Raw genomic sequence first — 13,553 nt, 5'->3', positions numbered from 1 at the left:
GTGCCACGGCCGGCGGTGCTCTTCCCCTCCTTGTGGTGCCGCTCGGCCGGGAGACCGGCTCCCGTCGGACCTCGTGGGATCCCTGAGGATCCGGCGGGGTCCGACGGTGAGACGGGGCGGCGGCCCCGAATCGGCTCCAGGACGGCCAGGATCGTCCCCAGGTCGTCGACAGGCCGGCTCTGGGCCGACTCCAGGTCGGATCTGGATCGGCCCACGATCGGCCCACGATCGGTCCTGGAGCGGCCCTGGATCGATCTCGGTCGGGCACCCGGATCGGCTCCGGATCGTTCTCGAATCGGGCACGGGGTGACCCTGGATCGGCCCGGGGTGAAACCGGATCGACGCGAGATGATCTCGGATCGGCCCGGGATCGACTCGCAGGTGACCCCCTCTGCACATGTCTGACCGCTTTTGAGCGCTTACGGGGTGTGACTCGGGCCACGCAGATTGGGCGTAACGCTCGCGGTAACAGCGCGATGACCTAAGAGGTGACAGCCGCGGAGGGAATACGGACGCCGTTCAAGGCGCTGTGCATCTCCCCGGCCCCCGCCCGCGCCGTCGGCCCATCCCCAAGCCGGCGGTCGGCTCCTGTCCGTCATGGACGGGGCCGGAAGCCGTTTTCCAACGTTCCGAGAGGTTGTTCGTGTCGGCCAGCACATCCCGTACGCTCCCGCCGGAGATCGCCGAGTCCGTCTCTGTCATGGCGCTCATTGAGCGGGGAAAGGCTGAGGGGCAGATCGCCGGCGATGACGTGCGTCGGGCCTTCGAAGCTGACCAGATTCCGGCCACTCAGTGGAAGAACGTACTGCGCAGCCTCAACCAGATCCTCGAGGAAGAGGGTGTGACGCTGATGGTCAGTGCCGCAGAGCCCAAGCGCACCCGCAAGAGCGTCGCAGCGAAGAGTCCGGCCAAGCGCACCGCCACCAAGACGGTCGCGGCGAAGACCGTGACCACGCGAAAGGCCTCTGCCACCACGGCCGCGGCCGCGGCGGCGCCCGCCGACCCCGAGGTGGAGTCGGCCGAGGACGCTTCGACCGCCAAGAAGGCCGCTGCCAAGAAGACGACGACCGCCAAGAAGGCGGCCGTGAAGAAGACGACGGCGACCGCCAAGAAGACGGCGGCCAAGAAGACCACCGCCAAGAAGGACGACGCCGAGGGCGTCGAGGACGAGGCGGTCGAGGAGCCCAAGGCCGGCGCCGACGAGCCCGAGGGTGCCGAGAGCGCGGGCTTCGTCCTGTCCGACGAGGACGAGGACGACGCGCCCGCGCAGCAGGTCGCGGCGGCCGGTGCCACCGCCGACCCGGTCAAGGACTACCTCAAGCAGATCGGCAAGGTCCCGCTGCTCAACGCCGAGCAGGAGGTCGAGCTCGCCAAGCGCATCGAGGCCGGTCTGTTCGCCGAGGACAAGCTGGCCAACGCCGACAAGCTGGCGCCGAAGCTCAAGCGCGAGCTGGAGATCATCGCCGAGGACGGCCGCCGCGCCAAGAACCACCTCCTGGAGGCCAACCTCCGTCTGGTGGTCTCCCTGGCCAAGCGCTACACCGGTCGCGGCATGCTCTTCCTGGACCTGATCCAGGAGGGCAACCTCGGTCTGATCCGCGCGGTGGAGAAGTTCGACTACACCAAGGGCTACAAGTTCTCGACGTACGCCACGTGGTGGATCCGCCAGGCGATCACCCGCGCGATGGCCGACCAGGCCCGCACCATCCGTATCCCGGTGCACATGGTCGAGGTCATCAACAAGCTCGCGCGCGTGCAGCGCCAGATGCTCCAGGACCTGGGCCGCGAGCCCACCCCGGAGGAGCTGGCCAAGGAACTCGACATGACCCCCGAGAAGGTCATCGAGGTCCAGAAGTACGGCCGTGAGCCCATCTCGCTGCACACGCCGCTCGGCGAGGACGGCGACAGCGAGTTCGGTGACCTGATCGAGGACTCCGAGGCGGTCGTCCCGGCCGACGCGGTCAGCTTCACGCTCCTCCAGGAGCAGCTGCACTCGGTCCTCGACACCCTGTCCGAGCGCGAGGCGGGCGTTGTCTCGATGCGCTTCGGACTCACCGACGGCCAGCCGAAGACGCTCGACGAGATCGGCAAGGTGTACGGCGTCACGCGCGAGCGCATCCGCCAGATCGAGTCCAAGACCATGTCGAAGCTCCGCCACCCGTCGCGCTCCCAGGTCCTGCGCGACTACCTCGACTAGGTCCCACCGCCGACGGTCGCCCGTCGGTACTTCGTACGGCATCGAAGGCCCGGTTCCCCATCGTGGGAAACCGGGCCTTCGTGCTGCACGCGCGCGTGCGGGCCGTCGTGTACTGAATCACTCTGGGTGTTCCCTCCCAACCTGAGAGTGAGGTACGCGTATGCGTCGTCCTATCGCGCGGGCGCTGGCCCGGCCGCTGGTTCTGGCAGCCGCCGCGACCGCGATACCGCTGGTCTCGGCCGCCCCCGTGTCCGCCGACAGTGTGGTGGTCGGCGGGTTCCCCGTCGACGTGGCGGACAGCCCGTGGACGGTGGCGCTGTCCAGTCGTGACCGGTTCGGGGGTACGCGCTCGGGGCAGTTCTGCGGCGGAGTCGCGGTCGGTCGCACCACCGTGCTCACGGCCGCCCACTGTCTGGGTGAGGAGGTGCTGGGAGCACCGCCCGGCGAGGTGGCCGATCTCAAGGTCATCGCCGGCCGTACGGACCTGCGGACCACGCAGGGGCAGGAGATCGCCGTCAGCAAGACCTGGGTGAACCCGGGGTACGACGGGGTCAGCAACGCCGGCGACTTCGCCGTACTGACCCTGGCGGCGCCACTCGCGCAGACCGCGGTGGTGGGCATGGCCGGGCCGGGGGATCCCGCCTACGCATCCGGCACGGCCGCTCTGGTCTACGGCTGGGGCGATGCCAGCGGAGCCGGCGACTACGCCACCGGTCTGCGGGCCGCACGCGTCCACGTACTGCCCGACGCCCAGTGCGAGGAGGCGTATCCGGGGAGTGCCGACGGGACGTACCGCGCCGACAGCATGCTGTGCGCGGGGGAGGAGGAGGGGGGCCGGGACGCCTGCCAGGGGGACAGCGGCGGTCCGCTGATCGCTCAGGGGCGGCTTGTCGGCCTGGTGTCGTGGGGCAGCGGCTGTGGCCGCGCGGGAAGCCCCGGTGTCTACACGCGTGTGTCCTACGCCGTCCAGGAGCTCGGCTGGAGCACACGGACCGGCGAGAGGGCCTCCGGGGGCTCCTGAGAGCCTTCCCGGCGGGTCATCCGTCCACGAGCGAGGGCGGCCGCCCCTCACGAGGGGCGGCCGCCCGAGGACCGGCCTGTGCCGGAACTGGCTCGTCGTGGACGCGAGGCCTCAGCGCTCTTCTTCCGGAGTGGAAGCGGGAGCCGAGGTGAGTCGCTCCGTCTCGTCCTGTATCTCAGCGGCGATCTTCTTGAGTTCCGGCTCGAACTTGCGACCGTGATGGGCGCAGAAGAGCAGTTCTCCGCCGCTCAGCAGCACGACGCGCAGGTATGCCTGGGCGCCGCAGCGGTCGCAGCGATCGGCGGCCGTCAGTGGGCTCGCGGGGGTCAGAACAGTAGTCACGTCGCCTCTTCTCTAGCTCGACGAGCTGTCGTACCAGGGTCAACATCCAACCAGCCCGAAAACGTTCCCGCTCGTGGCTTCGCTTCGAAAAAATCTTCCGGGGCGGCTGTCTGCTGCCGGTTTGGCGGCGAATGTGCCGTATGCGTGGTGCTTGTGTCTTACGGTTTCGCGCTATCGGTCAGTGTCGGTCCTCCCGGCGGAGTGCCGGTTTGTTCATGAGGACGTGCCCGGAGCCTAAATGGTTCATGCCCCGAAGGGAACGTGATATGTACTTCACTCCATCGAGGGATCGAACACGCATGCGAGTCTGGACTAGTCTGAGTTCGGAGGCGGGTGGCGTTACAACGGCTCTACCAGGCCTCGGTACTCTCTGAGCGGCAACACAAGCCGCGCCCTTACCCACTTGGGCACCATCTGAAATTCAGCGAGGAGCGAACCGCGTGACCGCCGAGACGTCCGTGCCGTCCACAGCTCTGCTGGCAGGAGCAGACCGGGACGGTTCCAACTACACCGCGCGGCACCTGCTCGTCCTCGAAGGACTTGAGGCCGTACGCAAGCGCCCTGGCATGTACATTGGCTCGACCGACAGCCGTGGCCTCATGCACTGCCTCTGGGAGATCATCGACAACTCCGTCGACGAGGCTCTCGGTGGGTACTGCGACCACATCGACGTGACCCTGCACGACGACGGTTCCGTGGAGGTGCGCGACAACGGCCGCGGCATCCCCGTGGACGTCGAACCCAAGACGGGCCTGTCCGGCATCGAGGTCGTCATGACCAAGCTGCACGCGGGCGGCAAGTTCGGCGGCGGCTCCTATGCCGCCTCCGGTGGTCTGCACGGCGTCGGCGCCTCCGTGGTGAACGCCCTGTCGGCGCGCCTCGACGTCGAGGTCGACCGCAACGGACACACCCACGCCATCGGCTTCCGGCGCGGTGTCCCCGGCCACTTCACCGGCGTCGGTCCGGACGCCAAGTTCGAGGCCACGAGTGGCCTGCGCAAGGCCAAGAAGATCCCCAAGACCCGCACCGGCACGCGCGTGCGCTACTGGGCAGACCGCCAGATCTTCCTCAAGGACGCCAAGCTCTCCCTGGACAACCTCCACCAGCGCGCGCGCCAGACCGCCTTCCTCGTGCCGGGCCTGACCATCGTCGTGCGCGACGAGTTCGGTCTCGGCGAGGGCGGCAGCAAGGGTGAGGAGTCGTTCCGCTTCGACGGCGGCATCAGCGAGTTCTGCGAGTACCTGGCCAACGACAAGGCCGTCTGCGACACGCTCCGCTTCACCGGGCAGGGCTCCTTCAAGGAGACCGTCCCGGTCCTGGACGACAACGGGCAGATGACGCCCACCGAGGTCACCCGCGAACTCGGCGTCGACGTCGCCCTGCGCTGGGGCACCGGCTACGACACGAACGTCAGGTCCTTCGTCAACATCATCGCCACGCCCAAGGGCGGCACCCATGTCGCCGGCTTCGAGCAGGCCGTCGCCAAGACGATGAACGAGGCGCTGCGTGCCAAGAAGATGCTGCGTGTCGCCGAGGACGACGTCGTCAAGGACGACGCCCTGGAGGGCCTCACCGCGGTCGTCACGGTCCGTCTCGCCGAACCTCAGTTCGAGGGGCAGACCAAGGAAGTGCTCGGCACGTCGGCGGCCCGCCGCATCGTGAACAACGTCATCTCCAAGGAGCTCAAGGCGTTCCTCACGGGCACGAAGCGTGACGCCGCCCAGCAGGCGCGCGTCGTCATGGAGAAGGTCGTCGCCGCCGCGCGGACGCGCATCGCGGCCCGCCAGCACAAGGACGCACAGCGGCGGAAGACGGCCCTGGAGACCTCCTCCCTGCCCGCCAAGCTGGCCGACTGCCGCAGCGACGACGTCGACCGCAGCGAGCTGTTCATCGTCGAGGGAGACTCCGCGCTCGGCACCGCCAAGCTCGCCCGGAACTCCGAGTTCCAGGCGCTGCTGCCGATCCGCGGCAAGATCCTCAACGTCCAGAAGTCGTCCGTGACCGACATGCTCAAGAACGTCGAGTGCGGTGCGATCATCCAGGTCATAGGGGCAGGCTCGGGCCGCACCTTCGACATCGACGCCGCACGCTACGGCAAGATCATCATGATGACCGACGCCGATGTGGACGGCTCCCACATCCGGACCCTGCTCCTGACCCTGTTCCACCGCTACATGCGGCCCATGGTCGAGGCCGGCCGGGTGTTCGCCGCGGTGCCGCCGCTGCACCGGCTGGAACTGAGCCAGCCGAAGAAGGGCCAGGACAAGTACGTCTACACGTACTCGGACCGCGAGCTGCGCGACAAGATCATGGAGTTCCAGAGCAAGGGCATCCGGTACAAGGACAGCATCCAGCGCTACAAGGGCCTCGGTGAGATGGATGCCGACCAGCTGGCCGAGACCACGATGGATCCGCGCCACCGCACGCTGCGCCGGATCAACCTGTCCGACCTGGAGGCCGCCGAGCAGGTCTTCGACCTCCTGATGGGCAATGACGTGGCACCGCGCAAGGAGTTCATCTCCAGCTCGGCGGCGACGCTGGACCGGTCGCGGATCGACGCGTAGGCGCTGCGCCGGCTCGAGCGGGGCGGAGGGCAGCGGTCGGGTGGGGCCGGGCGCGCCCGCGGTTTCGGGTGCCGTGCCCGGTGTCACCCGGGTGCCCACACCGGCTCCTCGGGCGGTGCCGTTCCCGCTTGGCCGGGCGGCGTCGCACCGGCGTCTCCACCCGTGGGTGGACGTCTCACCGTCGGTGGGATCCACCCATGATCCACCCCTGCTCCGACGTCCGGGACGTCGGATTTCCGTAGCTTCGAAGGCGTCGGCGGTGCTTCGCCGCCGGCATCCCCTTCCGCTCACGGAGGCATGCATGTCCGGGCTCACAGACGTACTGGTGGTCGTAGCCGTCGCCGGTCTGGTGATCGCGCGGCAGCTGCGGCCCCAGCAGATCGGCGGCGACCGGCGCTGGTGGATTCTGCCCGCCGTCCTGGTGTTCCTGTCCCTGCGTGATCCCGGGGTCATCGACGCCGAGCACCACACCGAGGCGATCCTGCTGCTCGTCGCCGAGCTGCTCGTCGGCGTGGCGATGGGCGCCGGCTGGGCCTGGACCACCCGCGTATGGGCGGAACCGGACGGTTCGGTGTGGAGCAAGAGCACCAGGGCGAGCCTGGCCGTCTGGATCGTCGGCATCGCGATACGGGTCGGTCTGTACGGGCTGGGCGCAGTGCTCGGAGTGCATCAGGGCACCCCCGCGCTGCTTCTCGCCCTCGCGGCGACGCTGCTGGTCCGGTCCGGGATCCTGGTCCTGCGGGCGCAGTCCCTCACTCCGGCCCTCGGCACGGGCACGGAATACGGTGACCGCGTGCCCCGCCCCGCCCGGAAGGAGCGCGCGTGACGGACAACGCCTGGACCCGCTGGCCCTCGCGGGAAGCCCTCTCGCGGCAGACCCTGTCCCGGCCGCGACGTGTTCTCGGCTGGTCGGTGCGGCTCCTCTTCCTCGGCCTGGTGCTGTGGGGTGTCATCGGCGCCAACCGGGTCCACGGCTGGACCGTGCTCGCGGTTTTCGGTGTGGTCCTGGTGGCGGGAGGCGCCGGCTGGTCCTTCTTCCGGACCACACTCCGGCACGAGCTGTGGCCGTCCCTGGGAGCTGCCGCCGGGCTGCTGGGCATGGCGGTCGTGGCACAGGCGACGGGGCTCCATGGGGTCGCCCTCGTGGGGTGCTGCGGCCTGGCGATGGTGGCCTTGGAGCGGCTGCCCCTGGCTCAGGGGGTGGCGGTCGCCGCGGTCGCCCTGTCGATGTACGCCGTGGTCAACGACGACGCGTGGCTGACGACCGGTGTGACCGTCGCCGGCCTGTCGCTCGCCGGATACGCGCTGCGGCTGGACGCCGAGGCCCGGGGCAGCGCTCAGCGGCTCCTGGTGCAGGAGCGGGCGGCGCGGGCGGCCGAGGCGGAGTCGGCGGCCCTCGCCGAGCGCGGCCGGATTGCCAGGGAGATCCACGACGTCCTGGCCCACAGCCTCTCGGCCCAGCTGGTGCATCTGGAGGCGGCACGGCTGCTGATCGAGGGCGGCGCGGACCGCGAGAAGATCCTCGAACGCGTGGTGGCGGCACGGGGAATGGCCCGCGACGGACTGGCCGAGACCCGGCAGGCGCTCTCCGCGCTGCGCGGCGAACTGACCCCGCTCGAGGACTTCCTGACCGAGCTGGTGCGGACGACCGACGGCGCCGCGGGAACTCAGGTCACCATTACGGGTGAGCGCAGACCGCTGCCGGCGGAGACCTCGCAGGCCGTGCGCCGGGTCGCGCAGGAGGCGCTGACGAACGCCCGGAAGCACGCGCCGGGGGCCAAGGTCCGGATGTGCCTCGACTACGGCGAGCGGGACGTGACGCTCGACGTGCGGGATTCGGGCGGATCGCCGGGCGAGCTGGCCGGTTCGGGTGCCGGGTACGGTCTGCTGGGCATGCGGGAGCGCGCCGAGCTGCTGGGTGGTTCGCTGCGGGCGGGACCGGAGGAGGAGGGGTTCGTGGTGACGTTGAAGGTGCCCGGATGACACAGGGAGGGCAGCCCGCGCGGGTGGTCGTGGCGGACGACCAGACCGTGGTCAGGGAGGGCATCGTGATGCTGCTCGGCCTGTTGCCGGGTATCGAGGTCGTCGGAGCGGCGGGCGACGGGGACGAGGCGGTGCGCCTGGTCGCCGAACTCGACCCGGACGTGGTCCTGATGGACCTGCGGATGCCCCGCTGCGACGGGGTGGAGGCGACCCGGCGGATCAGGGCGGAGCATCCACGGACGCAGGTGGTGGTGCTGACGACGTTCGCGGACGACGAGTCGTTGTTCCCGGCGCTCAGGGCGGGAGCACGCGGGTACCTCACCAAGGACGCGGGCGGCGACGAGATCGTGCGGGCCGTGCAGAGTGTGCTGTCGGGGGACGCGGGCCTGTCACCGGCGATCCAACGCCGGCTGCTGGAGCGGTTGTCCGAGTCGGAGGCAGAGTCCACCCCGCCGCCCGAGGCGCAGCCGGACGGGCTCACCGCGCGGGAGACGGAGGTGCTGGTGCTGATCGCCGACGGGCTCACCAACCAGGAGATCGCCCGCAGTCTGCATGTCTCGCTGGCCACGGTGAAGACCCACATCAACAACCTCTTCGCCAAGACGGGGACCAAGGACCGTGCGCAGGCGGTCCGTTACGCCTACGTGAAGGGGCTGGTACGGCCACCGACAGGGGGAGTCACCTGATGGGGTGAAGAGCGCGGAGAAGAAGTGCGGGGGATCTACCCGTTCTGTCCATCCTTGGGCATGCACTCAAGCCACGGTCGTCCCCACGTCGGAGGGGATGGTCACGCCCGCCCGGCGGAACACCACGAGGGCGCTGAACCGACGCTCAACGAGGCGTCCGGCACGGCCGGATACGCCGATCCCTGGTACGACGCACTCGCCTCCGGCTGGGGCGAGGCGACAGGGGCGGGTACACCGTCCCCGTCCGTTCCGGCGGCGCGGGACGAGGAGCGGGAGGCGAGGGCTTCGGCGGCGGCCGACGTCTATCTGGAGGTCCAGCGCAGCGCGGCCTTCCGGGAGGTGCGCAGTCGGTACCGGAGGTTCGTGGTGCCGGCGGTGATCGGGTTCTTCCTCTGGTACGTGGCGTATGTCGTGATGGCGACGGCGGCACCCGGCCTGATGGCCCGGCCGGTGGTGGGCGCGGTGAACGTGGCGATGGTCGCCGGGCTCGGGCAGTTCCTCACGACCTTCCTGCTCACCTGGGCGTATGCGCGTCATGCCCGGTTGCGACGGGACCGGGCCGCGCTCGAACTGCGCTGGGACACCCAGGAGCTGACACGAGGCGTCCGTGGCGGTGCCCTGTGACGGACGACCACCAGACGCTGGCACTGGTCCTGTTCAGCGCCTTCGTCGCCGTGACGCTGGGGATCACCACGTGGGTGAGCCGTAACCGGCGTGGTTCCGCGGAGGAGTTCTACGCGGGCGGGCGGCTGTTCTCCCCCATGGAGAATGGTTTTGCCATCGCGGGCGACTACATGTCGGCCGCCTCCTTCCTCGGTATCTCCGGCCTCATCGCGCTCTTCGGCTACGACGGCCTGCTGTACTCGGTGGGGTTCCTGGTGGCGTGGCTGCTCGTGCTGTTCCTGGTGGCCGAACTGGTGCGCAACTGCGGGAGGTTCACCCTCGCCGACGTGGTGGCGTCCCGGATGCGGGAGCGGCCGGTGCGGATCGCGGCGGGAACCTCCTCGGTCACCGTGTCCGTTCTCTATCTGGTGGCGCAGATGGTCGGCGCGGGCAGCCTGGTCGCGTTGCTGCTGGGCGGCTCGAGCGAGGCGGCGCAGTCCTGGACGGTCGTCGCCGTCGGCGCGCTGATGGTGATCTACGTGTCGCTGGGCGGGATGCGGGCCACCACCTGGATCCAGATCGTGAAGGCCGTACTGCTGATGGCCGGGGCGATCGCGCTCACCGTGCTCGTCCTGGTGCGCTTCCACGGGGACTTCGACCAACTGCTGCGTACGGCGGCCTCGCGCAGCGGGCACGGTGACGCCTTTCTGGCGCCGGGGCTGAAGTACGGCGGCGACTGGACCGCCCGCTTCGACTTCATCAGCCTCGGACTCGCGCTGGTGCTGGGTACGGCCGGGCTGCCGCACATCCTGTCCCGCTTCTACACGGTGCCGACCGCGCGGGCGGCCCGGCGTTCGGTGGTGTGGTCGATCGGGCTGATCGGCGGGTTCTATCTGATGACGATCGTGCTCGGGTTCGGGGCGGCGGCGATCGTCGGGACGAACGCGGTGCGCAGCTCCAACGCGGCGGGGAACACGGCGGTTCCGCTGCTGGCACTGGATCTGGGCGGCGGTGCGGGTTCGACGGGAGGGACGGTTCTGTTCGCGGTCGTCGCCGCCATCGCCTTCGCCACGATCCTCGCGGTGGTCGCCGGCATCACGCTGGCGTCGTCGGCCTCCGTGGCACACGACCTCTATGCGTCCCTGCGACGCCGGCGGTCCAAGCCGCGCAGTGAGGTGGCCGTGGCACGTGTCGCGGCGGTCGGCATCGGCATCGTCGCGATCGGGCTCGGACTGCTCGCCCGCGACCTCAACGTGGCCTTCCTCGTGGGGCTCGCGTTCGCCGTCGCGGCCTCGGCGAACCTCCCGGTGCTGCTGTACTCGCTGTTCTGGCCCGGCTTCACCACCCGCGGCGCGGTCTGGTCGGTGTACGGCGGGCTGCTCCCGTCCGTGGCGCTCGTCCTGCTGTCGCCGGTGGTCTCGGGCAGCCCCGAATCGCTGTTCCCGGGCCTCGACTTCCAGTACTTCCCGCTCCAGAACCCCGGACTCGTCTCCATCCCGCTGGGCTTTGTCGCGGGCTGGCTGGGCACGGTCACCTCGGCCGAGGAACCGGACGCGGCCAAGCACGCCGAGACCGAGGTGCGGTCACTGACGGGCGCGGGCGCGGCCTAGAGCGACGGCGCCTCGGCGTCGTAGCAACCGGCCTGGTCCGGGCTCAGCTGCGGGTCGTCCACACGTAGCGGTGTTCCGGGCGGCCCGCGTCGCCGTACTTGAGGGTCAGTGTGGCGCGTCCGGTGCGTTCCAGGAGCTTGAGATAGCGCTGGGCGGTCTGGCGGCTCACTCCGGTGCGTTCGGCGATCTCCTGGGCCGACAGGGGGCCTTCCGCGTGCATCAGGGACTGACGGACGAGTTCCGCGGTGGTGGGTGAGTGCCCTTTGGGCAGATCGGGTTCCGAAGTCGCCGACAGGGCGCCGAAGATACGGTCGACCTCGGCCTGTTCGGCCTCGCCGCCGCCGTCGAGGGTGCGGCGCAGTTCGGCGTACGCCTCCAGCTTGGCGCGCAGTCCCGCGAACGCGAACGGCTTGACCAGGTACTGGAGGGCGCCCTGCCGCATGGCCTCCTGGACCGTCGACACGTCCCGCGCCGCCGTCACCATGATCACGTCGGCCCGGTTGCCACGGCGGCGCATCTCCCGTACCACCGCGAGACCGGTGTCGTCCGGCAGATAGTGGTCCAGGAGCACCAGGTCCAGCTGTGGCAGGGCCTCCAGCCGGCTCAGTGCCTCGGCCGCGCTGTGCGCCTCGCCGGCGACATGGAACCCCGGCACCTTCTCGACGTACGCGGAGTTGACCCGCGCGACCCTGATGTCGTCGTCCACGACCAGGACCTCGATCATCGCGCCTCCTCCTCGGCGGCCGGTTCGACGTCCGGCACGGTGCTGAGGGCCTGTTCGGGCTCGACCAGGACGTCGGGCAGGACCACGGTGAACTCCGCGCCGCCGCCGTCCGCCTCGTCCACCGTCGCGGTGCCGCCCTGCCGCTCGGCCAGCGTACGGACCATGGAGAGCCCGATGCCGCGTTCGCGGTGGGCGGGCGGCTGCTTGGTGGACCAGCCCTTCTGGAAGATCAACTCGCGCTGCTCCACCGGGATTCCCGGACCCGAGTCGCGCACCTTGAGGACGACCGTACGGCCCTCGGCGTGCAGTTCGACCTCCACGCGCGCGTGCGGCCGGCCGGCGGTGGCGTCCAGCGCGTTGTCGACCAGGTTGCCGACGATCGTGACCAGGCCCCTAGGGTCGATCAGCTGGTCCGGCAGCCAGGTGCGGTCCGAGATGCCCAGAGCGACCCCGCGTTCGGCGGCGACGGTCGCCTTGCCGACCAGCAGCGCCGACAGCAGCGGGTCCCGGACCTTCTCGGTCACCTGCTCCGACGTGGCCCGATGGCCGCCGACGACCTCGCCGACGAACTCCACGGCGTCGTCGTACATCTCCAGCTCCAGCAGCCCGAGCAGGGTGTGCATACGGTTGGCGTGTTCGTGGTCCTGCGCGCGCAGGGCGTCGATCAGACCGCGCGTGGAGTCGAGTTCCCGGCCGAGCTGCTCCAACTCGGTGCGGTCGCGCAGCGTGGCGACCGCACCGCCGTCGTCGGTGGGCATGCGGTTGGCGACCAGGACACGCCGGCCGCGGACGGTGAGCAGATCGGTGCCGGTCACCCGGCCCGCCAGTACGTCGGCCGTACGGCCCTCGCCGAGCGCCTCCTCGGGGCTGCGTCCCACGGCCTCCTCACCGATGCCCAGCAGGCGCTGCGCCTCGTCGTTGAGGAGCCGCACCCGGCCGGAGGCGTCCAGGGCGACCACGCCCTCGCGGATGCCGTGCAGCATCGCCTCGCGCTCCGACAGCAGCGCGGAGATGTCGGAGAAGGCGAGGTCGCGGGTCTGCCGCTGGACCCTGCGGGAGATCAGCCAGGCGGCCAGCGCACCCACGGCCAGCGCGCCGCCCGCGTACGCGAGGAGCCCCGGGATCGCGTGGACCAGCCGGGCCCGCACACTGTCGTACGCGATCCCGACCGACACCGCGCCGACGATCGTGCCGTTCTCGTCCCGCAACGGGACCTTGCCCCGCGCGGAGCGCCCCAGCGTGCCGTCGTCGATCTCCATGACCTCCCGGCCCGCCAGCGCCTCACTGGGGTCGGTGGACACCCGGCGGCCGATCTCGGTGGGCTCGGTATGCGACCAGCGCACGCCACGCCGGTCCATCACCACGATGTACTCGGCCTTGGTCGCCTTCCGGATCCGCTCCGCCTCCTGCTGGACGGGTCCGCCGACCGTCGGAGGGGTGTTCTCCACCTCGTCGGCGAGCTGCGGCTGGGTGGCGGTGGTCTGGGCGATCGCCAGGGCGCGGCGCATCGCCTGGTCGTCGAGCTGATCGCCGAGCGGCGCGAGGAAGAGTCCGGTCGCGAGTACCGCGACTCCCGCGGCGATCGCCACCTGCATCAGCAGCACCTGCGAGAACGCCCGGCGCGGGAGTCCGAGGCGTATGCGGCGGGCGGGGGGAGTGGGGCTCATACCCCCGACGTTACGTGGCGTGTGAAGCGGAGCCGTAGGGCGTGGGTGCGGATGCCGGGCGCGCGGGGGAGGGGGCGCGGGGTGACGGGCGCGGGGTGAGGGTTGGGTGGGGTGACGGTTGGGTGGGGTGACGCGTGGGGGTGATCGTGCCCCGGA

General features: G+C 70.3%; 11 protein-coding genes. 8 read left to right on the top strand and 3 right to left on the bottom strand.

The window, feature by feature from the left end; genetic code table 11:
* Positions 1-643: 643 nt before the first annotated feature.
* Positions 644-2,197, top strand: coding sequence for an RNA polymerase sigma factor (locus ACIQAC_RS17045; protein ID WP_402191656.1), 1,554 nt, complete (start codon positions 644-646; stop codon positions 2,195-2,197).
* Between the two features lie 160 nt (positions 2,198-2,357).
* The gene (locus tag ACIQAC_RS17040; RefSeq protein ID WP_402191653.1) at positions 2,358-3,218 is read left to right on the top strand and encodes a S1 family peptidase; all 861 of its coding nucleotides are present in this window, start codon (positions 2,358-2,360) and stop codon (positions 3,216-3,218) included.
* 111 nt (positions 3,219-3,329) lie between these two features.
* Here ACIQAC_RS17040 and ACIQAC_RS17035 read toward each other — a convergent pair whose 3' ends face one another.
* Complete coding sequence (locus tag ACIQAC_RS17035) at positions 3,330-3,560, bottom strand: hypothetical protein (protein WP_351058513.1); 231 nt, start codon at positions 3,558-3,560, stop codon at positions 3,330-3,332.
* A gap of 440 nt (positions 3,561-4,000) precedes the next feature.
* On the opposite strand from ACIQAC_RS17035, the gene ACIQAC_RS17030 reads away from it, so the two are divergent.
* The 6 genes from ACIQAC_RS17030 to ACIQAC_RS17005 all read left to right on the top strand — a co-directional run bounded on the left by ACIQAC_RS17030 (position 4,001) and on the right by ACIQAC_RS17005 (position 11,006).
* Positions 4,001-6,124: a type IIA DNA topoisomerase subunit B gene (locus ACIQAC_RS17030; protein WP_402191651.1), complete on the top strand. Its 2,124-nt coding sequence runs from the start codon at positions 4,001-4,003 to the stop codon at positions 6,122-6,124.
* Positions 6,125-6,425: 301 nt separating this feature from the next.
* Positions 6,426-6,950, top strand: a complete 525-nt coding sequence (locus tag ACIQAC_RS17025; RefSeq protein ID WP_402191650.1) for a DUF1453 domain-containing protein — start codon at positions 6,426-6,428, stop codon at positions 6,948-6,950.
* The gene (locus ACIQAC_RS17020) at positions 6,947-8,107 is read left to right on the top strand and encodes a sensor histidine kinase (RefSeq protein ID WP_402191648.1); all 1,161 of its coding nucleotides are present in this window, start codon (positions 6,947-6,949) and stop codon (positions 8,105-8,107) included. The genes ACIQAC_RS17025 and ACIQAC_RS17020 overlap by 4 nt, the downstream gene beginning before the upstream one ends.
* The gene (locus ACIQAC_RS17015) at positions 8,104-8,793 is read left to right on the top strand and encodes a response regulator (protein WP_402191647.1); all 690 of its coding nucleotides are present in this window, start codon (positions 8,104-8,106) and stop codon (positions 8,791-8,793) included. Before ACIQAC_RS17020 ends, ACIQAC_RS17015 begins: the two co-directional genes overlap by 4 nt.
* Positions 8,794-8,853: 60 nt before the next feature.
* Positions 8,854-9,417, top strand: a complete 564-nt coding sequence (locus ACIQAC_RS17010) for a DUF485 domain-containing protein (RefSeq protein WP_402191645.1) — start codon at positions 8,854-8,856, stop codon at positions 9,415-9,417.
* Positions 9,414-11,006: a cation acetate symporter gene (locus ACIQAC_RS17005; protein ID WP_402191643.1), complete on the top strand. Its 1,593-nt coding sequence runs from the start codon at positions 9,414-9,416 to the stop codon at positions 11,004-11,006. Before ACIQAC_RS17010 ends, ACIQAC_RS17005 begins: the two co-directional genes overlap by 4 nt.
* A 43-nt stretch (positions 11,007-11,049) precedes the next feature.
* Here the strand turns inward: ACIQAC_RS17005 and ACIQAC_RS17000 are convergent, their stop codons facing one another.
* Together ACIQAC_RS17000 and ACIQAC_RS16995 are read right to left on the bottom strand one after the other, a co-directional pair.
* On the bottom strand, positions 11,050-11,730 hold the full coding sequence (locus ACIQAC_RS17000) for a response regulator (RefSeq protein WP_402191641.1): 681 nt from the start codon (positions 11,728-11,730) through the stop codon (positions 11,050-11,052).
* Positions 11,727-13,397, bottom strand: coding sequence for an ATP-binding protein (locus ACIQAC_RS16995; protein ID WP_402191639.1), 1,671 nt, complete (start codon positions 13,395-13,397; stop codon positions 11,727-11,729). The genes ACIQAC_RS17000 and ACIQAC_RS16995 overlap by 4 nt, the downstream gene beginning before the upstream one ends.
* Positions 13,398-13,553: the final 156 nt, after the last annotated feature.

The sequence above is a fragment of the Streptomyces sp. NPDC088387 genome (genome assembly GCF_044753385.1).
Taxonomy (GTDB): domain Bacteria; phylum Actinomycetota; class Actinomycetes; order Streptomycetales; family Streptomycetaceae; genus Streptomyces.
The sequence above is the reverse complement of the archived record's forward strand: the minus strand, read 5'-3'. Positions and strand labels throughout refer to the sequence as shown.